The sequence below is a fragment of the Anaeromyxobacter sp. K genome (genome assembly GCF_000020805.1).
Lineage (GTDB): Bacteria > Myxococcota > Myxococcia > Myxococcales > Anaeromyxobacteraceae > Anaeromyxobacter > Anaeromyxobacter dehalogenans.
In genome coordinates this window covers 3,548,079-3,571,836 of sequence record NC_011145.1, presented here as the reverse complement: position 1 = coordinate 3,571,836, position 23,758 = coordinate 3,548,079, and the positions used below count along the sequence as shown (strand labels likewise).

General features: G+C 73.5%; 15 protein-coding genes. 13 read left to right on the top strand and 2 right to left on the bottom strand.

Annotation, left to right across the window (positions count from 1 at the left end; all coding sequences use genetic code 11):
- Positions 1-11 precede the first annotated feature (11 nt).
- From ANAEK_RS15990 to ANAEK_RS15980, 3 genes are all read left to right on the top strand, one after another.
- Complete coding sequence (locus ANAEK_RS15990) at positions 12-416, top strand: hypothetical protein (protein WP_012527174.1); 405 nt, start codon at positions 12-14, stop codon at positions 414-416.
- A gap of 91 nt (positions 417-507) precedes the next feature.
- Positions 508-2,148, top strand: coding sequence for a glucose-6-phosphate isomerase (gene pgi, locus ANAEK_RS15985; protein ID WP_012527173.1), 1,641 nt, complete (start codon positions 508-510; stop codon positions 2,146-2,148).
- Positions 2,149-2,182: 34 nt separating this feature from the next.
- Positions 2,183-4,135 carry a hypothetical protein gene (locus ANAEK_RS15980; RefSeq protein ID WP_012527172.1) on the top strand — a complete coding sequence of 651 codons (1,953 nt, stop codon included), beginning with the start codon at positions 2,183-2,185 and terminating at the stop codon, positions 4,133-4,135.
- A gap of 15 nt (positions 4,136-4,150) precedes the next feature.
- Here ANAEK_RS15980 and ANAEK_RS15975 read toward each other — a convergent pair whose 3' ends face one another.
- Both ANAEK_RS15975 and ANAEK_RS15970 read right to left on the bottom strand, forming a co-directional pair.
- Entirely contained in the window at positions 4,151-4,372 is a 222-nt protein-coding gene (locus ANAEK_RS15975) for a hypothetical protein (protein WP_012527171.1), read from the bottom strand.
- A gap of 158 nt (positions 4,373-4,530) precedes the next feature.
- The gene (locus ANAEK_RS15970; RefSeq protein WP_012527170.1) at positions 4,531-4,764 is read right to left on the bottom strand and encodes a hypothetical protein; all 234 of its coding nucleotides are present in this window, start codon (positions 4,762-4,764) and stop codon (positions 4,531-4,533) included.
- Between the two features lie 208 nt (positions 4,765-4,972).
- On the opposite strand from ANAEK_RS15970, the gene ANAEK_RS15965 reads away from it, so the two are divergent.
- The 10 genes from ANAEK_RS15965 (at position 4,973) to ANAEK_RS15920 (ending at position 23,753) form a co-directional block, all read left to right on the top strand.
- Positions 4,973-8,962: a CxxxxCH/CxxCH domain-containing protein gene (locus tag ANAEK_RS15965; RefSeq protein WP_012527169.1), complete on the top strand. Its 3,990-nt coding sequence runs from the start codon at positions 4,973-4,975 to the stop codon at positions 8,960-8,962.
- 107 nt (positions 8,963-9,069) lie between these two features.
- Entirely contained in the window at positions 9,070-11,163 is a 2,094-nt protein-coding gene (locus tag ANAEK_RS15960) for a tetratricopeptide repeat protein (RefSeq protein WP_012527168.1), read from the top strand.
- A gap of 493 nt (positions 11,164-11,656) precedes the next feature.
- Complete coding sequence (locus ANAEK_RS15955) at positions 11,657-12,970, top strand: hypothetical protein (RefSeq protein ID WP_012527167.1); 1,314 nt, start codon at positions 11,657-11,659, stop codon at positions 12,968-12,970.
- Between the two features lie 146 nt (positions 12,971-13,116).
- Positions 13,117-14,538, top strand: coding sequence for a YncE family protein (locus ANAEK_RS15950; protein ID WP_041454090.1), 1,422 nt, complete (start codon positions 13,117-13,119; stop codon positions 14,536-14,538).
- Positions 14,539-14,555: 17 nt separating this feature from the next.
- A complete protein-coding gene (locus tag ANAEK_RS15945; protein WP_012527165.1) occupies positions 14,556-16,748 on the top strand; it encodes a hypothetical protein in 2,193 nt (730 codons plus the stop codon).
- A gap of 24 nt (positions 16,749-16,772) precedes the next feature.
- Positions 16,773-17,348 (top strand): GNA1162 family protein, encoded by a 576-nt coding sequence (locus tag ANAEK_RS15940; protein ID WP_012527164.1) that lies wholly within the window; start codon positions 16,773-16,775, stop codon positions 17,346-17,348.
- Complete coding sequence (locus tag ANAEK_RS15935; protein WP_012527163.1) at positions 17,320-18,510, top strand: hypothetical protein; 1,191 nt, start codon at positions 17,320-17,322, stop codon at positions 18,508-18,510. The genes ANAEK_RS15940 and ANAEK_RS15935 overlap by 29 nt, the downstream gene beginning before the upstream one ends.
- Before the next feature lie 158 nt (positions 18,511-18,668).
- Entirely contained in the window at positions 18,669-20,441 is a 1,773-nt protein-coding gene (locus ANAEK_RS15930) for a peptidyl-prolyl cis-trans isomerase (protein ID WP_012527162.1), read from the top strand.
- A 28-nt stretch (positions 20,442-20,469) separates the two neighbouring features.
- Complete coding sequence (locus tag ANAEK_RS15925) at positions 20,470-22,434, top strand: cytochrome c3 family protein (protein WP_232288240.1); 1,965 nt, start codon at positions 20,470-20,472, stop codon at positions 22,432-22,434.
- A gap of 8 nt (positions 22,435-22,442) precedes the next feature.
- Positions 22,443-23,753, top strand: a complete 1,311-nt coding sequence (locus ANAEK_RS15920) for a cytochrome c3 family protein (protein WP_012527160.1) — start codon at positions 22,443-22,445, stop codon at positions 23,751-23,753.
- Positions 23,754-23,758 lie beyond the last annotated feature (5 nt).

The following is a 23,758-nucleotide window of genomic DNA, read 5'->3' as shown; positions in this document are numbered from 1 at the left end:
CGTTCTGCCCCGTGGACCCCGCCCTCGAGCTCCTGTCGCGCGACCCCGCCTGGCGCCCCACCGCCGAGGAGGCGGCGCCCTGGCTGCGCCTCGCGGAGGCGCCCGCCGCGCCGGAGGCGCTGCTGCGCGAGGTGCGGTGGTGGCGCGCGTTCGAGGCGGCCCGGCGCCGCGCCTGGGACGAGGTCAGCGCGCTCGCCGAGGCCGGCCTGGCCGAGCCGTTCACCGAGCGCGAGGCCATCCGCCTGGCGTTGCTGCACTGCCTGTCCGGCAGCGTCGCGGAGGCCGAGCACGTGGTCGCGCAGGCGGTGCAGCTCGGGGCCAGCGACGAGGGGCTGCCGCGCCGCGTGGCCGAGGCGTGCGCGCGCGAGGGGCTGCGGGAGGCGGCGGAGCGGATGGGGGGCGGCGGGGCGCGGTGACGCACCGTGAAGGCAGGCCCCCCGCGCCCGCCCGGAGCGATCCCCTCCGCCCCGCGTGCCAGGCGCGGTCGAACGCGGTAAGAGCCTGCGCATGCCCGATCGGACCGGACCCCTCCTCCGAACGCCTGCCTGGAGGGCGCTCGAGGCGCACCTCGCCGAGCTCCAGCCGCTGCACCTGCGCGAGCTGTTCGCGCGCGATCCCGGCCGCGGCGAGCGGCTCGTCGCGGACGGCGCCGGGCTCCACCTCGACTACTCGAAGCAGCGCGTGACGGAGGAGACCGTGCGGCTGCTGGCCGCGCTCGCCGAGGCGCGCGGCCTGCCCGAGCGGCGCGCGGCCATGTTCCGCGGGGAGAAGGTGAACGTCACCGAGGGCAGGGCGGTGCTGCACGTCGCGCTGCGCGCCCCGCGCGGCGAGCGGATCCTGGTGGACGGGAGCGACGTGGTGCCCGAGGTCCACGCCGTGCTGGACCGCATGGCGGCGTTCGCGGACCAGGTGCGGAGCGGCGCCTGGACCGGGTTCACCGGCAAGCGCATCCGCACCGTGGTGAACGTCGGCATCGGCGGCTCGGATCTCGGGCCCGCCATGGCGTACCGAGCGCTGCGCGCGTACGCGACCCGGGACCTCGCGTTCCGCTTCGTCTCGAACGTGGACGGGACCGACCTCGCCGAGGCGGTCCGCGACCTCGATCCCGCCGAGACGCTGTTCCTGGTGGCGTCGAAGACGTTCACCACCCTCGAGACCATGACCAACGCCGCCTCGGCGCGGTCCTGGCTGCTCGCGGCGCTCGGCGACCCGCGCGCGGTGGCGCGCCACTTCGTCGCCATCTCCACGAACGAGGCCGAGGTGCGCCGCTTCGGCATCGACCCCGCCAACATGTTCGGCTTCTGGGACTGGGTCGGCGGGCGCTACTCGATGGACTCGGCGATCGGCCTCTCGACCATGATCGCCGTCGGTCCCGAGGGCTTCCGCGAGCTGCTCGCCGGCTTCCGCGAGATGGACGAGCACTTCCGCGACGCGCCGCTCGAGCGGAACCTGCCCGCGCTGATCGGCCTCCTCGGCGTGTGGAACGCGAACCTGCTCGGCGCGGAGACCGTCGCGGTCCTTCCCTACGACCAGTACCTCGACCGCTTCCCCGCGTACCTGCAGCAGCTCACCATGGAGTCGAACGGGAAGCGCGTGACGGCCTCCGGCGCGCCGGTGGAGGGCCACGGCACGGGCGCGATCTACTGGGGCGAGCCGGGCACCAACGGCCAGCACTCGTTCTACCAGCTGCTCCACCAGGGCACGCACCTCGTCGCCTGCGACTTCATCGGCTTCTGCCGGCCGCTCCACGCGCTCGCCAGGCACCACGACCTGCTCATGGCCAACCTGTTCGCGCAGGGCGAGGCGCTCGCGTTCGGGAAGACCGCGGAGGAGGCGCGCGCGGAGGGGACGCCGGAGCCGCTCGTGCCGCACCGCACCTTCCCCGGGAACCGGCCCTCCAGCACCATCCTCGCGGACCGCCTCACCCCGCGCACGCTCGGCGCGCTCGTCGCGCTCTACGAGCACGCCGTGTTCACCCAGGGCGTGATCTGGGACGTGGACTCGTTCGACCAGTGGGGCGTCGAGCTGGGGAAGGTCCTCGCGAACCGGATCGTGAAGGAGCTGGAGTCGCCCGCCGAGCCGGCGCTGGCGCACGACGGCTCCACGAACGCGCTCATCCGGCGGTACCGGGCGAGGCGGGGCGGGTAGCCGGCCCGCTCTCCCCCGGGTATCGTGCGGCGGTTTGCGCGCGCTGCTGGAGATCCTGTACGTCGTCCTGCCGTTCGCCTGCGTGGCGGCGGTCCCTGCGTCCTCCGGGCCCGGCGCGGCGGCGCGGCGGCTGGTCATGGGCGTGGCGCTGTACCAGGCGATCCTGCTGGTGGTGGGGCTGGGCCTCGGAAGTCTGGGCCGGCTCAGGCCCGCATGGACTGCAGCCGCACATGCCGTTGCCCTCATGTCGCTGGTGTGGTGTGCCCAGCGCCACCAGCGCCAGGCGCGGCGCCGGCGACCGCTGCACGTGGGAGCGGTGCTCCGAACGCGTCGCGGGCTGGCGCTGGCGGCCCTCGCGTGCGGAATCGTGCTCTCGTTCGCCGCGCAGCTCGCTGCGGACGGGCTCCGAGGGACGCGTCACCTCGATGGGCTCATCTACCATGTGCCCCGGGCGCTCGCGTGGGCGGGGCAGGGGAGCTTCACGCCCTGGCCGACTCCGACCTGGCAGCAGATCGGCCTCCCCGTCGCTGGCGACGTGATCCTGGGGACGCGCGTATTCCTCGGGCTCGGCTGGGCGGGCGTCGCGCTCGTGTGCGCCTGGATCACGGCGGGGGCGATCGCAGCGGTGCATGCGATCGGGATCGAATTCGGGCTGGGCCGCTCGCGCGCAGCGCTCGCCGCGCTCCTGTTCGCAAGCTTCCCGGCGGTGGGGCTGCGCGTCTGGGCCTGGAATACCGACGTCTGCGCCGCGTTCCCGCTGCTCGCGGCGGCCTTGCTCGTGCTGCGCATCCCGCGCACGCGGGGAGGCGCTTCGGTGGGCGGCCCGGCCGCCGTCGCTGCGGCGGTCGGCCTTGCGGCGATGAGCATCACGTGCAAGCCGACGCTGGCCGTGATCGCGGCGTTCGGGGCCGCGTCGGCTGCCGTCCGCCTGCGGGCGCGCTGGCGTGAGCCGGCGATCGCCGGGGCCGCGGTGCTGGCCGCGCTGGCGGGAGGCGCGGTGATCCTCGCGTCGTACTGGCCGATCCATCGCGCCTTCGGCGACTTCGCCGGCGGAGCGCTGGGGCGCGCGCACGGCGTTCGTGGTGCCGGGGAGGCGATGCGCTCGGTCGCCGCTGCGCTCGCGCACTGGACGCTCGAGCCGCTCGGCTACGCGCCGCCTGGCATGCGCGGCTGGCTCGCGGGGCTGGTGGATCGCGTCTACGGACCGCTCGGCGTGCTCGAACCGCGGTTCGAGGTGGCGCGCGTCGCATGGGAGCCGCTGGCATCGCCGGACACGGGGCGGACGGGGTTCGCCACGGTGCTTGCGGTTCCCGCCCTGGTGGTCCTGCTGCCGCGTAGGACGAGGGCGCTCGCTGCCGGAGCCGCCGCCATCACGTTCCTCGCGACCGCTGCCCCCATCTACCCGCAACCCTGGTCCGGGCGCTTCACCATCCCCCTGCTCGGCGGCCTCGCGTTGCTCTGGGTGGCGCCGAAGGCGGTGGCGCGAGGCCGGCGTCGCTGGATCCCGATCGGTGTGGCCGCCGTCTGCGCGGTGGGGCTCATCGCCACGACCGTCTACTACTCGGCGATCGAGCCGCGCCGCGACCTGTCCCGCGCGGCGTTCCATTACCTCGAGGCCGAGGAGCGCGCGCGGCTCGCCGCGGTCCTCGACGGTGAGCCGCTGTGCCTCGTGGGCGGAGGAGCCAACGAGGTGCTGCTGGCCGGGCCCGCGCGGCCGTTCGCGCTGCGGTATCTGACCTGTCCCACGGGCACGGCCACCATGCTTCGCCCCGGCGAGCGCGAAGGATGCAACGCGGTGGCGGTCGTTCACCTGGGGCGCGATCGCGTCCCCACGGGATCGGCGCTGCCGGCGCCATCGCCACCCGGCGCGTGTCCTCCGGTGGAGCTTGCGTCTCTCCGGGCGCGGTTCGCCGCGCGCGGGTGGTCGGTCCTGGCGCAGAACACGAACGTGGACGTCTGGGTCCGAGGGGCGGCCGGTGCGCACTGAGCGGGCGCGGATCCGTCAGCCGAGCAGCCGGCCGATCGCGCCGCGAAGCCCGCGCACGCGGGTGCGCGGCAGCACCAGGCTGCCCGGGCTCGACACGAGCGGCGAGGCGTAGAGGCGGTGGCCCACCGCGATCCGCGCCGGCGCGCCTCGCAGCCGGTGCACCCGCCGCTGCACCAGCAGCGTGATGCCGTAGGCGGTCCCGACCAGCGTCAGGATGAGGACGAGATCGTCGAGCATGGCTGCTCCCCCCGAGCAGGAAATTGCAGCAGGCCACGGCCTGCGCATCGAGTGGAACACCACAACGGGCGAGCACGGGCGCGGCTGCGCCCGCCGGCCGCAGCCGCTCCACGGCGTGTCGCGAGGCCGCGGGACGCCTGCCGCGGAGGAACGGGGCGCTATCGCAGCGCCGTCAGCGTGACCGTGGGGCGGAGCGATGCGCGCGCGGGAGGCAGCGCGAGGTCCGCGCCGAGCCCGCTGATGGCCCGGACGTTCGAAGCGAGCGCTCGGATACCCGCCGGGAGCGGCGCGAGCGACGAGCGCGCCCGGCGACGGCGCCCGACGAGGAGCGCGGCGACGAGCGAGACCACCATGGAGACGACGATCGTGAGCGGGAGCGCGAGGCCGGTCATGGTCACCCCCGTGCGCGAAGCGGGCACGGCAATCGACCAAGCTCGATCCGCGGAGAGCGATGCGCCGCTCCCCCGAGAGGGGTCGCCGGCGGACTGCGTCCAGCGCGTCAACACGGACGGGTCAAGGATTTGACGCGCGGCAAGGAAGCCAAGGGCCTCGGGCTGATACCGGATGCCCCGGATCTCACAGCCGGGGGAGGCTCCACCCATGTCCCGACGCACCGCCGGTCTGCCGGCCGTCGTCCTCGCGCTCGCGCTCGCGGGCTGCAACTCCGCGCGGAACGCCGCCTCGGAGGAGCGCGCCGAGGGCGCGGCGTGCACCCGCTGTCACGGCGGCGCGGACAACCGGAGCGGCGCGCCGCCGCTCGATGCGCACGGCGAGAGCGACACCACGCGCATCTCGGTGGGCGCGCACACGGCGCACGTGTCCGGCTCGCACGGCATCGCCGCGCCGCTCGGCTGCGAGGCCTGCCACGCCGTCCCGGATCCGGCGCACCCGCTCGCGCACGTGGACGGGGTCCCGCGCGTCGTCCTCGGGGTGGCCGCGAAGGCGAACGGCACGGCGGCCTCGTGGAGCCCGGCGGACGCGACCTGCTTCGCGTACTGCCACGGCGTCTCCCTCGCCGGCGGTGCCGCCACGCGGCCGACGTGGACGCGCGTGGACGGCACGCAGGCCGCCTGCGGTGCCTGTCACGGCGATCCGCCGCCCGCGCCGCACCCCCAGTCCGCCGATTGCGGGATCTGCCACCCGGCCACCATCCTCGCCGGCACGCTCCGCACGATCGACGTGGCCGGGGGCCGCCACCTGAACGGTACGGTGGACTTCTCCACCGGCTGCGCGGACTGCCACGGCGATCCCACGCGCCCGCGCAACCCCGCCGCGCCGCCCCGCGGCACCCACGGCGAGACCGATCCGGCGTCCGTCGCGGTCGGCGCGCACCAGGCGCACCTCCAGGCCGGTCCCGTGGCCGGGCCGTTCGCGTGCACCGAGTGCCACGTCGTCCCCACCGGCCTCGAGCACCTCGACGGCACCGCGCGCGTGACGTTCGGCCCGCTCGCGGCGCGCGGGACGCGGCCGGCCTGGGGCGAGAGCGGCCCCACCTGCACCTCGACGTACTGTCACGGCGCGACCCTGTCTGCGGGTGGCACCAGCACGTCCCCGCGCTGGACGGGCGGGGCGAGCGAGGCGGCGTGCGGCACCTGCCACGGCGCGCCGCCGCCGCCGCCGCATCCCCGCGGCACCGGCTGTGCGATCTGCCACCCGGGCACGGTGAACGGCGACGGGACCGTGAACGTGACCGGCGGCATGCACGTGGACGGAACGGTGCAGGTGAACCAGTACCATCCGGTGACCTGGATCGAGCCCACCGCGCACGGCTACGCGGCCAACCGCGACCTGGCGAGCTGCCGGATCTGCCACGGCGAGGACCTGGCCGGCGGCGGCACCGGCATCTCCTGCGCCACGTGCCACGGCGCGGGCTGGCAGTCGAACTGCACGTTCTGCCACGGCGACGCGAACCGGGCCGTCAACCAGCCGGCGCCGCCGGTGGGCACGCAGGGCGAGCTGGGCACGGACGCCCCCGCCGTCGGGGCGCACCTGGCGCACGTCCAGGCCGGGACGCTCCGCGGCCCGGTGGCCTGCTCCGAGTGCCACACCGTGCCGACCGACCTCACGCACGTCACGGGCGCGGTCGAGCTGGCCTGGGGGCCGCTCGCGATGGCTGGCGGCGCAACGCCCACGTACCAGGCCGGCGCGTGCGCCTCGACCTACTGCCACGGGGCGACGCTCGCCGCCGGCGGCACGAACCACGCGCCGAGCTGGACCACCGTGGACGGCACGCAGGCCGCCTGCGGCACCTGCCACGGCCTCCCGCCGCCGCCTCCCCACGCGCAGCTCTCGAACTGCGGGGCGTGCCACCCGGCCACGGTGGACGCGGCAGGGAACCTGAGGCTGGACGGAGGCAAGCACATGAACGGCCAGCTCGAGCGCTCCGAGACGCACCCGCTGGGCTGGAACGATCCGGCGCAGCACGGGTACGCGGCGAACGCCGGGCTCGCGTCCTGCCGCACCTGCCACGGGCCCGATCTCGAGGGTGGCACCAGCGGCGTGTCCTGCAGCGCCTGCCACGGCGCGGGTTGGCAGTCGAACTGCACCTTCTGCCACGGCGACCCGTCTCGCACGGTGAATCCCGCCGCGCCGCCGGTCGGGACGCGCGGCCAGGCGCTCACCACCGATCGCGCGGTGGGAGCGCACGAGGCCCACGTCCTCGGCGGCCCGCTGGCGCGCCCGCTCGGCTGCGCGGAGTGCCACGTCCAGCCCACCGACCTCTCGCACGTGGACGGATCGCCCGCGGTGGCCTGGGGCGCGCTCGCGCGCGCCGGCTCGGCCACGCCCTCCTGGAACGGCGCCACCTGCGCCGGGACCTACTGCCACGGCGCCACGCTCGCGGCCGGCGGCGCGAACCTCGCGCCCGCGTGGACGGTGGTGGACGGCACCCAGGCCGCGTGCGGCGCCTGCCACGGCGCGCCGCCGCCTTCGCCGCACGTCGCGAACGCCGACTGCGGTCAGTGCCACGACGGCTACACCGCCACGTCGGTGAACGTGGCCACGCACGTGAACGGCGCGCTCGACGTGAACGCCATGGCGTGCACCTCGTGCCACGGCGACACGTCGCGCGCCATCGGTGCCGCCGCACCGCCCACCGGCACGCGCGGCGAGACCGCGACCACCGATCGCGCGGTGGGCGCGCACCAGGCCCACGTGCAGGGCAGCGCCATCGCGCGGCCGTTCGACTGCGACGAGTGCCACCTGAACCCCACCGGCCTCGGCCACATCGACGGCACGCCCGCCATCGTGTGGAGCGCGCTGGCCAGCGGCGGCGGGTCGCCGCAGTGGGACGGCGCCACCTGTGCCTCCACCTACTGCCACGGCGCCACGCTGGCCGGCGGGGGCAGCAACGTCCGGCCGGCGTGGACGGTGGTGGACGGCACCCAGGCCGCCTGCGGCACCTGCCACGGCGCGCCGCCGGCCTATCCGCACCCCGCGCGCGGCGATTGCGGCACCTGCCACCCGGGCGCCGCCGACGGCGCGCCCGCCCGCGACGTGCACGTGGACGGGAAGGTGGACGTGAACGCGGCCGGCTGCGCGCTGTGCCACGGCGACGCCTCGCGCCCCGTCGGCGCCGCCGCACCGCCCGCCGGCACGCGCGGGGAGACCGCGACCACGGATCGCGCCGTGGGCGCGCACCAGGCGCACGTGCAGGGCAGCGCGATCGCGCGGCCGTTCGACTGCGACGAGTGCCACCTGAAGCCCACCGGGCTCGGCCACATCGACGGGAACCCGGCCATCGTGTGGGGCGCGCTGGCGTCGGCGAGCGGGAACGCCGCGCCGATCTGGAGCGGCACCACCTGCGCGTCGACGTACTGCCACGGCGGCACGCTGCGCGCCGGCGGGAGCAACGTCGAGCCGGCCTGGACGCAGGTGGACGGGACGCAGGCCGCGTGCGGCACCTGCCACGGGACGCCGCCACCCCCGCCGCACCCCGCGAACCCGGACTGCGGGGCGTGTCACACCGGCTACACCTCCACCACGGTGAACGTGGCCACGCACGTGGACGGGCGGCTGGACGTGGGCGGCCTCTCCTGCACCTCGTGCCACGGCGACGCCACGCGCTCGACGAACGCCGCGGCGCCGCCCATCGGCACCGCGGGCGAGACGGATCCGTCCACCCGCGCCGTGGGCGCGCACCAGGCCCACCTCGCCGGCAGCCGCTGGTCCAACGGCTTCGCGTGCACCGAGTGCCACGTGGTGCCGACCGACATGCTGCACACCGACGGCGCCGCGCAGGTGTCCTTCGGCGTGCTCGCGACCGGCGGAGGCGTGCTCGCGCCGGCCTGGGACGGGAACGGGTGCGCCACGGTCGCGTGTCACGGTGCCGCGGTGGGCGGCAGCGTCCTCCCGTCCTGGACCGGGGGCCCGGGCCAGGCGGAGTGCGGCTCGTGCCACGGGCTGCCGCCGACCACCGGGCGGGCGCACGGTACCTCGACGTTCCGGCGCTACCACGGGACCAAGGCGTGCAGCGAGTGCCACGGGGCCGGGTACCAGACGCAGGCCGGCTTCGAGGCCGTGAACAAGGATCGCCACGTGAACGGGGTGGTCGAGGCGCTGGCCTGCACCGACTGCCACACGGACTGGTGAGCGGCGCGGACCGGGGCGGCCGGCAGGCTCGACGGCCTGCCCGCCGCACCCCGGCGGCCGCCGTGCTATCGTCGCGCGCCCGCCGGTCCCGGACCGCGGGACTGCTCATGGACGCGACCGCGCCGCGAAGGCTCGCCAGGGCCCTGCCCATCGCCGCGATCCTCGTGCTGGGGGTCGCGGCGTATGCAAACGCGTATCGCGGGCCATTCGTTCTCGACGACCACTCGTCGATCATCGACAACGCAGACATCGCCCATCCGACGCGCTGGCTGCCCGGCGGCCCCGGGTACGCATCCGCGCCGAACCGCGCGCTCACGTACTTCACCTTCGCGCTGAACCACCGGCTCGGCGGGCTCGATCCGGTCGGCTACAAGGCCGTCAACGTCGGGATCCACCTGGCCGGCGCGCTGCTCGTCTACGCGCTGGTGCTGCTGGCGCTGCGGACTCCGCGGCTCGCCCGCTCGGCGCTGGCCCGGTCCCCGCGTGCCGTCGCGCTCTGCGCGGCCGCGCTGTTCGTGGCGCACCCGCTCCAGACGCAGGCCGTGACCTACGTCGTGCAGCGGCTCACCTCGCTCGCGACGCTGCTGTACCTCGCCTCGGTGGTGCTGTATGCGCGCTGGCGCGAGCGCCTGGACCGCGGTGCGGGGACCGGACCGCGGGCGGTGCTCGGATACGTACCGGTGCTCCTCGCAGCGCTCCTCGCCATGCGGTCGAAGGAGATCGCGCTGACCCTGCCGCTCGCGATCGCCGCCTACGAGATCTGCTTCCTGAGCGCGACGCCACGTCGGCGTCTCCTCTACCTCGCGCCCGTGCTGGCCACCCTGGTCGTCATCCCGATGACCCAGCTCGGCGGCGGGATCGGTGCGAGCGTCGGCGGAGCGGAACGGGGCGCGACACGGCTCGCAGCGGCCGCGGCCGCCGCGGCCAACACGACGACCGCCCGGCCGTACCTGGAGTACGTCACCACGCAGCCGGCGGTCATCGCCCGCTATCTCGGGATGGCGATCCTGCCGGTGGGGCAGAGCATCGATCACGGCTTCGAGACCTACCCGCTTGCGCATCCTCTGGCGCTGCTCGGCCTGGCCATGCTGGCGGCGCTCGCCGGGCTCGCGGTCTGGCTGCTGGCCGCCACGCGGCAGCGGACGGCGCGCCCGAGCGGGATGGATCCGGCGGCGCGGCTCGTTGCCTTCGGCGCCGTCTGGTTCCTGCTCGGCCTCTCGCTCGAGTCGCTCGTCGCGCTGCAGGACCTGATGGTCGAGCACCGCATGTACCTGCCCTCGGCGGGCCTGTTCGTGGCCGTCGCGGCCAGCGCGGGGCTCGCGGGGGAGCGCATCGCGCCGGGACGCTGGGAGCGAGGGCTGATGGCCGTGGCGCTCGGAGTCGCCGCGGTGCTCGCGGTGATCACGTTCGCGCGGAACGAGGTCTGGGCGGACGACGTCCGCCTGTGGTCGGACGCCGCGGTCAAGGCGCCCGCCAATCCGCGGACGCACGGCAACCTGGGCCTCGCGCTCGCCCAGCGCGGCGAGGTCGCGCGCGGCATGGCCGAGATCGACGTCGCGCTCCGCCTCAAGCCCGATTTCTACCAGGCGCACACGAACAAGGGCGTCCTGCTGCTGCAGCAGGGGCAGCTCGTGCCGGCGCTCGAGCACCTGCGGTACGCCGTCGCGCTCGCACCGAACGACGCCGCCTCGCGGTTCGCGCTGGGGCGGGCGCTGCACGCAGCCGGGGATCTCGCCGGCGCGGTCGAGGAGTACCGGGCGGTGCTCGCCCGGCAGGACCGCCACAGGCTGGCCGTGAACAACCTGGCCGTCGCGTACGCGCAGGCGGGCCGCATGGAGCTCGCCATCGAGCACTTCCGGCGGGCGGCGGCCCTGGATCCGGACGACCCGGAGCCGGCGGTGAACCTCGGCCGCGCGCTGCTCACGACCGGCGATGCCGGCGGGGCGCGCGACGCGTCGGAGGCGGCGCTGCGCACCGCACCACGGCACCCCGGCGCGCACGCGGTGCTCGGGGGCGCCTACCTGGCGATGGATCGCGCCGCGCCCGCGGCGGAGCACCTGGCCCTCGCCGTCCAGCTGGGCGCGCGCGATCCGGAGACGTTCGATCGTCTCGCCACGGCGTACGCTCGGCTCGGCGCATCCGAACAGGCCGACGCCGCTCGCGCGGCGGCGCTGCGGATGAGGGCCGGCGCGCCCCCCTGAGCCGACTGCGGTCTGCGGGCGCGGCCCGCCCCCACCCCGACCACGCCCAGCGCCGCCGCGTTCGCCATCGTTCCGTCGAGTCGGCGCGGCGCGGCGCGAGCCGAGGCGCAATGCATGCGCCGCGCGCCCGCACCCGTTGCGCTCGCGAGCGCACGCGCGGCCTGGGCGGCGAGCGGCGCAAGCGCGCCGATGGCGGGGATTGGGGGTTCCGGTGTGGGTGCCTTCCCCCGGCCTGGGTGAAATCCCCCAGGTCGCGAGGCGGGCGCACGCGCTCACGTCCAGGATCCCGGGGATTTCGCGGGATCAGGCGCGAGCTCGAGTCGGCACCGCTCATGCACACAGGCGGCGCGACGTAGTGACGGGGACGCAGCATCGCCGCGGCGCGGGATGACCCGGGACCGGGGCAGTTGATCGGAAGACGTTTCGCTGTGGAGCAACTCAGCCGGGCCCGCCAATGGATGGCGGACCCATTGAACGGAGCAGAGGGGACACGATGAAGTTCACGCGTATCGCAATCGTTGCAGCGTTCGCGCTCGTCTCGGGCCGGGCGTATGCGTTCCACGCCGGCGGCGTCGCCCAGTGCGAGGGCTGCCACACGATGCACAACTCGACGACGGCCGCCACGGGCACCGCGTCGACGGTCATGGGCAACAACCCGACGATCGGTCAGGCCAGCAAGTACCTGCTCCAGGGCCAGGATCCGAGCTCGACCTGCCTCATCTGCCACGGTCGCGCGGGCGTCAGCAGCTACCACGTCTACGAGCCCAGCCTCGTGACGGCCACCACCTCGACCTTCGCGGCGACGATGGTGAACTTCACCCCGGGCGGCGACTTCGGCTGGCAGGCGAACACCGGCTTCAACCAGGGCGGCAAGACCAAGCGGTTCGGCCACTCGGTCCTCGCGGCTGCCTACGCCGGCATGACGTCGGACTCCCGCGCGGCTGCTCCGGCCGGTGATGTCGCCGGCGTGTACGACGGCGCGGCGTTCTCCTGCATCTCCTGCCACGATCCGCACAGCAAGGCGCGCATGAGCGCCGACGGCACGATCATCAACACCGGCCTGCCGATCGCCGAGTCCGGCTCCTACCCGGTCGGCGGCGCGCTGCCCGCCGGCACCGCGATGGGCGCGTACCGCCTCCTCGCCGGCGTCGGCTACCAGCCGAAGTCCTCGCCGACGCAGCCTGCGTTCGCCGTGAACCCGCCGGTCGCCGTGGCGCCGTCGAGCTACAACGCGAACGAGGCCGCCACCTTCAACGCCGCCACCCGCGGTGGCCAGGTCGTGGTCGCGTACGGCAACGGCATGTCCGAGTGGTGCGCCACCTGCCACCCCGGCATGCACAACAACACCAACACCTCGGGCAGCATCTTCAAGCACCCGGCTGGCGACACGGCGACGATGAGCGCCACGGTGGCCGGCAACTACAACAGCTACGTGAAGTCGGGTGACCTGACGGGCACGAACGCGTACGACGCGATCGTCCCCTTCGAGCAGCACACCGACCGCGCCACCCTCGAGACGAAGGCCGTGGGCGTGGCTGGCACGCCGGCGATCAACGCCGTCGCCGGCACCAGCGGCGTGATGTGCCTCTCCTGCCACCGCGCGCACGCGTCGCCGTACGAGTTCGCGCTCCGCTGGGCCGACAAGGAGTTCATCATCGAGAACGGCGAGTACTACGGCTTCGAGGCCGCCGCCCGCGGCGAGTGGCGCACCTCGGCGATCATCCAGGCGGGTCACCAGAACCGCCCGGCGACCGCCTACGCCACGTTCCAGAAGTCGCTCTGCAACAAGTGCCACGCGAAGGACTAGTGGTCGGTTGCTGACGTAGCTCGACCGGAGGGAGCCGCGCAGCCAGCGGCTCCCTCCTTTCATTTTCTGCCGGATCGCCCTGGGACGTTCGGCCCCCCGATGGAACGGGCCCGCGGCTCATGGCAAAGTGTGCGGCGGGGGTCGCCATGGTCCGACATCGATGCGCCGCGCTCGCGCTCCTGCTGGCCGTCGGCGGGTCTGGCTGCTCGGCGGTGCGCGCGCGCTCCGCGAACCCCGGACCGCTGGGGGCAGAGGGCGACCTGTACGTCTTCCTGCAGCCCTTCGCGCGCGAGGTCGAGAACGTGACCTTCGGCGTCACTGGCGTCGAGGTCGTCGGATCGGGGGACGGGGCCGCGCAACCGGTCCATGCGGTGCTGTCGGAGATCGGCGGCGAGGGTCGCGGCCGTCAGCGGCTGCTCGCCCAGGGGCGGCTCGCCGCGGGCACGTACGCCGGACTCCGCCTCAAGGTGGGGCGCGCCCGCCTCGAGACGCCGGAGGGTCCGGCCGATCTGCTGGTCCGCACCGAGGAGGTCCAGGTGTCGGGCGCGTTCACGGTGCTGCCGGGGCGCGCCCACGTGCTGTGGCTCGTCCTGCGCGAGGCGCAGCCGTCCGGCGACGACGTCTCGTTCGCACCGCGCTTCTCGCTGGTGGCGCCCGAGGCCACGCACCCGCAGCGGCTCGGCTACTGCGCGAGCACTGGGGACAACGCGCTCATCGCCTTCGACCGGTACGAGCGCCAGGTGACCGGCGCGATCGCGACGGGCATGGGACCGGCGGGCGTGGCCATGGACCAGGCCGCCAACCTCGCCTACGTGGCCCTCTCCCTCGAGGACCGGATCGAGGTGCTGGACCTCACCAACGGGCAGGTGCGCGAGCCGATCCGGCTGCGTCCCGGCGACGGTCCGTACGACGTTGCCCTGGTGGACGAAGGACGGACGCTGCTCGCCGTGAACCGGCGGTCGAGCACGGTGTCGTTCCTGGATACCAGCGCGCGCGTGGAGATTGGCCGCGCCGCGGTGGGGGAGGAGCCCTGGTCGCTCCGGCTCGATCCGCAGCGCCACCGGGCCTACGTGTTCGGACGACGATCGAACACGGTCACCGCCCTCGACGTCACGCGCCGGACGGTCGTCGGCGCGGCCGCGACCGAGCCCGAGCCGCTCCGCGGTGACCTCGACCGGAGCGGCTCCCGGCTGTTCGTGGTCCACGCCGGCTCGGCGTACCTGTCGATCTACACGCTCCCGGAGCTCGCCCCCGCGGGCCGGCTGTTCGTGGGCCTCGGGGCCACCGCCATTCTCGTCGATCCGCGGACCGATCTCCTCTACGTGGCCCAGTCGGGCAACCCGGTCCTCGCGGTCTTCGACCCGTTCTCACTGGTGCCCCTCGGCGGCGTCGACGTGGGCGGGGGGGCGTCGTTCCTGGTCTTCGACGCGACGCAGAACCTGCTCTTCGCGCTCCTGCCGGAGCGGCGGGCCGTCTCGGTGGTCGATCTCACGGCGCAGCGGCAGGTCGGCCTCTTCGAGGTCGGGCGCGAGCCATACGACCTCGCGCTGTCCGGGGAGCGGCGTTGAGGGGAGCGCTGCGAGCGATGCCCCTGCTGCTCGTCGCGGCCGCCGCGCTCGGATCTCGCGTCGCCCACGCGGACGGGCTGACCGCCGCGGCGGAGCCGACGTACACGCTCACGCGGTTCCGGCTCACCGATGCGACCGGGACCACGACGACCACCGACTCGCAGGCGCTCTCGCAGCAGTACCGGCTCGGGCTCGACAAGTCGTTCACCGAGGCCCTGCGGTGGCGCGCCAGCGGCACGCTGCTCCGCGACCAGGTTTGGTCCGAGACCGAGGGAGCGTCCGCCGACACCACGCGCCAGGAGTGGACGCTCTCGACGGGCCTGGGTTGGGGTGGGCCAGTGCTGGGCGGGAGCTTCACCTACGACCGGGACACCGTGGACGCGAAGTACAGCGTCGAGTCGGCGGCGGGCGGTCGACAGCGGACGCGCGTGCCCCAGCTGGTCAGCGAGACCTACGGCGCCTCCGCCCGATGGGAGCCGGCGGACCTGCCGGTCCTGAACCTCCGGCTGAGCCGGACGAACCAGTTCGACGAGGATCGCGTCGAGTTCGACACGTCCACCACCACCGCCGGCGTCACTGCGGTCTACTCGCCGACGAACGAGGTGGGGCTCACCTACGCGACGACCTACAACACCACCGACGATCGGGTGGACGATACCAGCACCTGGACGCTCGGGCAGGTCGCGACCGCCACCTACCGCCGGCGCTTCTTCGCCGATCGCTCGCAGGCGTACCTCATCTACGGGCTGCAGAGCTCGATCTCCGAGACCCAGGCCACCTCGGCGCTCGGGACGGTGCGGACGCAGCGGCCGCCGCTCGCCGGCCTCTCGCTGGTGGAGGCGTTCCCCGACGTCCCCTCCACCGACACGCTCCAGGCGAACCCGGCGCTCGTGGACGGGAACGTGCAGTCGAGCGCCGGGCTCGACCTCGGCTTCCAGCGCACGCTGGCCGGGGACACGGCACCGCGCGATCTCGGCGTCCAGATGGCGGAGCCGCTCCAGCAGGTGAACGTCGTCCAGGTCTGGGTGGATCGCCTGCTCCCGGAGACGGCCTGGCGGGCCGTGGAGTGGTCCGCGTGGCGAAGCGACGACAACGCGAACTGGGTGCCGGTGCCGCTGGATGGGGCGGTGACGTTCGGCCCTTTCCAGAACCGGTTCGAGATCCCCATCCAGCGGACCCGCTCGAAGTACCTGAAGGTCGTGACCCGGCCGCTCGCGGCCACCGTCACCACCGACGCGGCCCTCGGCGCGATCCTGGTCACCGACGTCCAGCTCTTCGACGACGTGTCCGCAGCCTCGGTCGCCGGTCGGAACACCACCGTGAACAACGCGCTGAGCGGCACGGTGACGACGCGGCTGCTGGACGCTCCGGCGCTGACGCACGATCTCAGCTTCCAGTGGGCCAAGACTGGGGGGCAATCCGCCGCCTGGACCGTGGCGAACGGGCTCGGGCTCACCCAGCGCCTGCACCCCACCACCACCGTCTCCTCCCGCGTCGCGCGGACGGACAGCAGCGCCGGCGGCCGACACACCGGGCAACTGGACTGGGGCGCCTCGCTGGGCGTGAGCCCGATCCGCACCGCCTCGGGCGGCGCGACGTACTCGGGAAGCTGGGCGCAACTCCCGGAGGGAGACCAGGTCCGCAACGCGGCCAGCGTCTTTGCGCGCGCCGATCTGTACCAGGGTCTGAGCGTCACCGCGAACGCGGGGCAGTCCCATGTCTCGGGCCTCGAGACGACGACGCGAACGACGTTCACCTCGGCGACCACGTCGATCGTGCCGAACCGCGTGCTGAACCTCTCGGGGACCTACGCCTTCAACAAGATGCACGCGGAGACGGGGGATCGGGTGCGCGACTCGGAGGCGCAGCAGCTGACCGGGCTCGCGACCGTCACGCCGTTCCCCGCGCTGCTCGCCACCGCCGGCGCGACGCGGTCCACGCAGTCCGGCACGAGCCCGCGCCTGCTCTGGAACTACCTCGTCTCCTACTCGCCGCTGCGCGGCGGGGATCTCGTCCTCTCCGCGCAGCACCAGGAGACCTCCGACGACGTGGCCGACACGACCACCAAGTCCACCAGTGGTAACGTTCGCTGGAACGTCCGGCCGAACGCGTACCTGGACCTGAACTACTCGAACATCGACAACCGTTCCCCGCAGAGCAGGACGAGAGCGGACTCCCTGATGCTGCACCTCTTCCTGACGCTCTCCTGAGCACGACGCTCGCTCGAGCATGCCATGACGACCCGAACCTCGCTCTCGATCCGCCTGGCCACGCTGCTGCTGCTGGCCGCCATCGCCTGCCGCTCCTCCGGCCGCGTGTACCACGACACCGACATGGACTTCGGCTCGATCCGGACGGTCGCGGTGATGCCGTTCTCCAACCTGACCCGGGAGGCCGCCGCGGCCGACCGGGTCCGCGAGGTGTTCTCGAGCGCGCTCCTGGCGACCGGGGGCATCTACGTGCTGCCGCCCGGCGAGGTGGCCCGCGGGGTCGCGCGCGCCGGGGTGGCGCTGCCCACCAGCCCGTCGGTGGAGGAGGTGGTCAAGCTCGGCTCCGTCCTCAAGGCGGACGCGGTGGTCGTCGGGGTGGTCAAGGAGTACGGAGAGGTTCGCTCCGGGACGACGGCCTCGAACGTGGTCTCGATCAGCGCGCAGCTGCTCGAGACCTCGACCGGCAAGGTGGTCTGGTCCGGGCAGTCGACCAAGGGCGGGGTGACGCTGAGTGATCGGCTCCTCGGGAGCGGGGGGGAGCCGATCAACCGCATCACCGAGGAAGCGGTCGATGAGCTCCTGTCGCAGCTCTTCCGCTAGCGCGACGCGGGTCCTCGCGCTCGCGCTCGCGGTGGCGGGCGTCGGGTGCGGCGGCCCGCGGGTGCCCGTGGCCGCGGCGCCCGCGCCCGCGCGCGTCGCGGTGTTCCCGGCGGTGAACGTGGGCGGTGGGCCGGCGCCCGGCGAGGAGCTCGATCGCGGGGTCGAGGCCACCGTGGCGGGCGCCGGGCTCGAGGTGGTGCCCCGCGCGTCGGTGGACGATTTCCTCGCCCGGCACCGCGTCCGGAACACGAGCGGCGTGGACGCGGAGACCGCGCGCGCGGCGCGCGAGGAGCTCGGGGCCGACGCCGTCGTGCTCGTCTCGGTGGGGGCCTACCAGCCGAGGGCGCCGCCGAGGCTCGCGGTCACGCTCCGCCTCGTGTCCACCGGCGAGCCGCCGCGGATCCTCTGGATTGACGGCGCGGTGCGGTCCGGCGACGAGCGGCCCGGTCTGCTCGGTCTCGGACTGATCCAGGACCCGGCGCGCGTCCAGCGCATCGTGCTCGATCGGCTCGGCCGCTCGCTCCGCGCGTTCCTTCGCGGCGGCGTCAGGGCCGGCCGCTGCGAGCCCGAGCGGCGCTTCCGCCCGCGGCTGGTGTTCCGCTCGCCGCGGCTGCGCGAGGGGCCGTTCAGGCTCGCGGTCCTGCCGTTCGTGAACGAGACCCGGCGCCGGAGCGCGGGCGACGCGGCCACGCTCGAGGTGATCCGGCAGCTCTCGACCGCCGCCGCGGCCGAGGTGGTCGAGCCCGGGCTGGTCCGCGCGGTCTTGCTCGAGAACCGCCTGATCATGCCCGGCGGCGTCTCGCTCGACGTGGCGAGCACGGTGCTCGACAAGCTGGACGCCGACCTGGTCGTCGCCGGGGTGGTGCGGCGGTACGAAGACGGCGGCGGGACGTTCGGCGCCGCGCGCGTGGAGCTCACGGTGCAGGTGCTGGATCGCGCCCACGAGGTGGTGGCGTGGAGCTCGGTCTCGGAGGGCGACGGCGCCGACGGCGTCTGGTGGTTCGATCTCGGCCTGGTCCGAAACTCCGCCGACCTCCTGTGCCGCGTCGCGGCCTCCGTGGTGGACCGGATGGATCTGGAGGTCGCGCCCTCCGGTGGGCGAGAGGCCGCGCCCCAGCGGGCCCGACCGCGCGGCTCGATGTGGCTCCACGGGGCACGATGACGTTCGAAAACACGCCCGCCCACAGCCGCTGCGGGAATCCGTGGCGCGGCGCAACGATTGCGCCAGGGCGCTTCAATCCATTCGAAAACACGACCAAATTTCCAAGTCTTACATCGGAACCGCAAGGCACAACCGTTGCACCCACGTCGGCCGCCCACATGACCAACCTGCACGCCATGCCCCGCTCTCTGCTGCTCGCCATCCTCGTCGCCTTCGTCGCGCCCCGCGTCGCCTCGGCGGCGGAGTCCGCGAAGCCCCCCGCCGCGGCGAAGGCGGCCGATCCCTCGCCTGCCTCGAAGCCGGCGTCCCCGGCGGCGACCGCGCCCGGGCCGATGACGGCGCGGATCGAGGCCCCGCTGTTCTCGCCACTGTTCACGCAGACGCCGGTGGCCCGCATCGACGATCAGGTCGTGCGGCTGGCGGAGCTCCAGGAGGCGCTGGCCACGACGCACGATGAGCGGAAGGCGGGCGCCGCGACGGCGCCGGACTTCAAGGCCGTGCTCCAGCGCCTCATCGACTCGCGGCTCCTGATCATGGAGGCGCGCGAGATGGGGCTGGACGAGGCCCCGGAGGTGAAGGAGCAGCTCACGGTGTTCAAGGACGTGACGCTGCGCCAGACGCTCCAGCAGCAGGTCACGCAGGACGTGAAGCCCGACGCGCTCGAGGTCGAGCGCGTCTACAAGGAGTCGGTGCGGCGCTGGAAGGTGCGCTCGCTCCTCTTCCAGAAGGAGGAGGACGCCGCCGCGGTGAAGCCCGCGCTCGCCGGCGGCAAGGGCTTCGTCGAGCTGGCGAAGCAGCTCGTCGCCGAGAAGAAGGCCGAGGGCAGCGGCGAGCCGGAGGTCCTGCCCCCGGATCAGACGCTGCCGGTCGTCACGACGGCGCTCCAGCGCCTGCAGAAGGGGCAGGCCACCCCGCCGCTGAAGCTGCAGAAGGGGTTCGCGATCCTGTACGTCGAGGACATCGTGTACCCGGACGATCCGGCGAAGCGCGCCGAGGCCGAGAAGGCGTCGGTGGACCGGCAGAGCGGACAGGTCCTCACCGCGTTCCGCAAGGAGCTGGACCGCAAGTACGTGAAGATCGACGAGGCCCTGCTCCGGAAGATCAACTTCGACGCGCCGAAGCCCGGGTTCGCCGTGCTGGTGAAGGACAAGCGGCCCATCGTGCGGATCGCCGGCGAGGCGCCGATCACCGTCGCCGATCTCGCGAACGCGGTCGGCGAGAAGTTCTTCCACGGCGTGGAGAAGCCGCAGCAGGAGAAGCGGGTGGACAAGCTCAAGCGGCCGCGCCTGGATGGGCTCATCTACAAGCGCGTGTTCACGAAGGAGGCACGCGTCCGGAAGCTCGATCAGTCCGAGGAGTACCTGCGGGCGGTCGAGGAGTACGAGAACTCGTTGGTGTTCGGCACGTTCGTGCAGCGCGTCCTCGTGCCGGACGTCTCCCTCAAGGATGACGATCTGCGGGCGTACTACGACGGCCACCGCGACGAGTTCACCGCCGCGCCGCTGTACCGGCTCGACCAGCTCGCCTTCCCTGACATGAAGGGCGCCCAGCGCGCCACCGAGCGGCTCGCCCGCGGCACCGACTTCAAGTGGCTCAAGGCGAACGCCGAAGGGCAGCTCCCGCCGGCGCAGCGCGCGCTCGACTTCGAGGGACAGCTCCTCTCCGCCAAGGGGCTCCCGGAGGATCTCGCGGGGGCGCTCGCGTCGGCCCAGGTCGGCGACTACCGGCTGCACCAGGGGCCCCGGGGCCAGGGCTACGTGGTGCAGGTCGTGTCGCGCACCGACCCGCAGGTGCAGCCGTTCGAGGAGGCCAAGCCGGACATCCAGAAGAAGCTGTTCGGCCAAGCGCTGAACCGCGCCGTCACCGACTGGGCCGCGAAGCTGCGCGACGCGCACCGGATCGAGACGTACATCACCCGCATCGGCAGCTGACGCGAAGTCCTCCAGCGAGGGAGTGGCCGTGACGCGCACGATGAGACTCTGGCGGATCCTCGCGCTGGCGGCCGTGACCGCCGGCGTGCTCCTGGCGCCCGCGGACGGCGGCGCCGCCGAGCGAAAGTTCAAGCGGAAGGAGTGCCTCGACTGTCACACCGAGGAGGCGAAGAAGTTCTCCGCCTTCCGGTACAGCCACGAGGCGGTGAAGAAGGGCGAGTGCGAGGCCTGTCACCAGCGCCACGGCATCGTCCCCAAGCTCCTGCTGAAGGAGAGCGGCAACAAGCTCTGCTACTCGTGCCACAAGCCGGCGTCCATCGGCATGGACCAGCCGAACGTGCACGCGGTCCTGAAGACGGGGTCGTGCACCCAGTGTCACGCGGTCCACGGCTCGAACGCGCCGCACATGCTGAAGGCGGAGGGGAGCGCGGCCTGCTGGGAGTGCCACGACCGCAAGGCGTTCGAGCGGAAGAACGTGCACCCGGTGCTCGCGAAGGAGGGCTGCGGCGCCTGCCACGCGACGCACGCCTCGGCGCAGAAGTCGCTCCTGAAGGCCGAGGAGGGGCAGCTCTGCGTGAAGTGCCACGCGCCCACCTCGGGTGGGTTCGCCAAGGCGCACGGCGGCTACCCGGTCGCCGGGAAGCGCTGCAGCGCCTGCCACGAGCCGCACTCCTCCGACCAGCCGAAGCTCATGAAGGCGTCGGTCCACTCGGCGCTGTCCGGCGGCTGCGACCAGTGCCACGCGGCCCCGGGCAGCCCGAAGCCCTTCGCGGTGCAGGCGGCGGGCGGCAAGCTGTGCGCGAACTGCCACGACGCGAAGGACGTCACCAAGGGCCAGAAGGTGGTCCACGCGCCGGTGCGCAAGGAGGAGTGCGTCGCCTGCCACGACCCGCACGCCTCGAACAGCCCCGCCATGACCCGGGCGCCCGGCGCCGCGCTCTGCACCGGGTGCCACGCCGGCAAGGACGCCAAGAAGCTGGTGGCGCACAAGCCGATGTCCGGGCCGAAGGCCTGCCTCGGCTGCCACCAGCCGCACTCGGCGCCGGTGAAGGGGCTCCTCGCGACCGAGGTGTCGAAGAGCTGCGCCACCTGCCACCCGAAGGTCGCCGACGAGGCCAAGCGCAAGGTCGTCCACGTACCGTTCAAGGACGGTGACTGCGCCACCTGCCACGACCCGCACGGCTCGGACTTCCCGGGCATGACCGCGGCGCGCCAGGACAAGCTGTGCTTCGGGTGCCACGCCGACGCCGAGACCCGGTTCGTGAAGGCGCACACCCACAAGCCGGTGCTCGAGGGCAAGTGCAGCGCCTGCCACGCCGGTCACTCGGCCGATCGCCCCAAGCTCCTGAAGACCGACGGCGCCAAGCTGTGCCAGGGGTGCCACGGTGAGCTCATGAAGCTCGCCTCGGCGGGCGTGGCCCACAAGCCGTTCGCGGAGGGGGCCTGTCTGACCTGCCACGATCCGCACGGCTCGAACGCCGGCGGGATGATCGTGAAGGACCAGAAGGCGCTCTGCCTCTCCTGCCACGCCAAGGTTGCCGCGAGCTCCGACTCGGCCAAGAGCGTCCACGCCGCGTTCGCGTCGGGGGAGTGCACCAAGTGCCACAACCCGCACGGCGCCAAGCTGAAGGGGCTGCTCAACGCCTCCGGCCCCGACCTCTGCTTCTCCTGCCACACGAAGCAGAAGGAGAAGATGGCCGGGGAGACGAGGCACGCGCCCGCGGACGACTGCCTGTCCTGCCACTCGCCCCACCAGTCGGCGCAGCCGAAGCTCACCAGCGAGCCGGTGCTGGCGCTCTGCGAGCAGTGCCACGACGTGAAGGCGCCGCAGTTCTCGACCCGCCACGCCGGCATCGACGCCAAGGTCATGCACTGCGTCGCGTGCCACGACCCGCACTCGTCCAAGGACCCGAAGTTCCTCAAGACGGCGGTCCACCCGCCCTTCGCCGCGCGCCAGTGCGACAGCTGCCACCTGCCGGTGGGCGGCAAGTGAGAGGACCCATGCGCTCGCGAACCGCTCTCCTCCTCGTGTCCCTCGCCGCGGCCGGCCCGGCGCTGGCCGCCCCCAAGGCGCCGCCGGCGAAGGCGCAGCCCGCCGCGGCCGCGCCGAAGCAGGGCAACCCGTACCGGCTGAAGACCGGCGCCGAGGGCAAGCTCTGCCTCGACTGCCACGCCGACTTCGAGCAGAAGCTCGCGCAGAAGTCGGTGCACACGCCCGTCCGGACGCGCGACTGCGTCGGCTGCCACAACCCGCACGCCTCTGACCACGGCAAGCTGCTCGCGGACACCGGCGGCCAGATCTGCGCCCGCTGCCACGGCGGCATGGTCCCCGCCTCGGCGAAGAGCCTCCACGCCCCGGTGAGCGAGGGCAAGTGCGCGAGCTGCCACGCCGCGCACGCCTCCAACTTCAAGAACAACCTGCTGAAGGGCGGCGCGGAGCTCTGCGCCGGCTGCCACAAGAAGCTGGTGGACGGCATCGTCGCGGCGAAGGTGAAGCACAAGCCGGTCGAGAACGACTGCGCCACCTGCCACGACGTCCACGGCTCCGCGACCTCGCCGAGCCTGCTCAAGAAGGACGCGCCGGACCTCTGCGTCGGGTGTCACCGCCCGGACGGCGCCATCTTCCTCAAGAAGCACATGAACTACCCGGTGGGGAAGGCGCGCTGCACGACCTGCCACGATCCGCACGGCTCGAGCAAGCCGGGCATGCTCTACGATCACGTCCACCCGCCGGTGGCGCGCGGGCAGTGCTCGCAGTGCCACGAGCCGCCCGGCTCGCCCAACCGCTTCAAGCCGAAGCAGGCGGGGGTCGAGCTGTGCAAGCTCTGCCATACCCCCAAGATCGGCGAGTTCACCGCCAAGGCGCGGGTGCACCGCCCGGTGCTGGAGGGCGACGCCTGCCTGACCTGCCACGGGCCGCACGCGTCGAAGCAGGCGGGCCTGCCGCGCGCGAACCTGACGGTGGTCTGCGGCGAGTGCCACGCGGACACGATCAAGCGGCAGAAGCTCTCGCCGGCGAAGCACGAGCCCGTGGGCGCCGGTGAGTGCGGGGCGTGCCACGACCCCCACTCCTCCGACGCGCCGCTCATGCTCACCGGCGCGAACCGGGTCGAGATGTGCGGCAAGTGCCACGACTGGCAGCGCCACTCGTCCCACCCGATCGGCGAGAAGGTGAAGGACCCGCGCAACCCGAACCGGACGGTGGACTGCCTGAGCTGCCACCGTGCTCACGGAACCGAGTACGCGCAGATGCTGCCGTTCCCGACGACCACCGACCTGTGCACGAAGTGCCACGAGTCGTTCAAGAGGTGACGCCC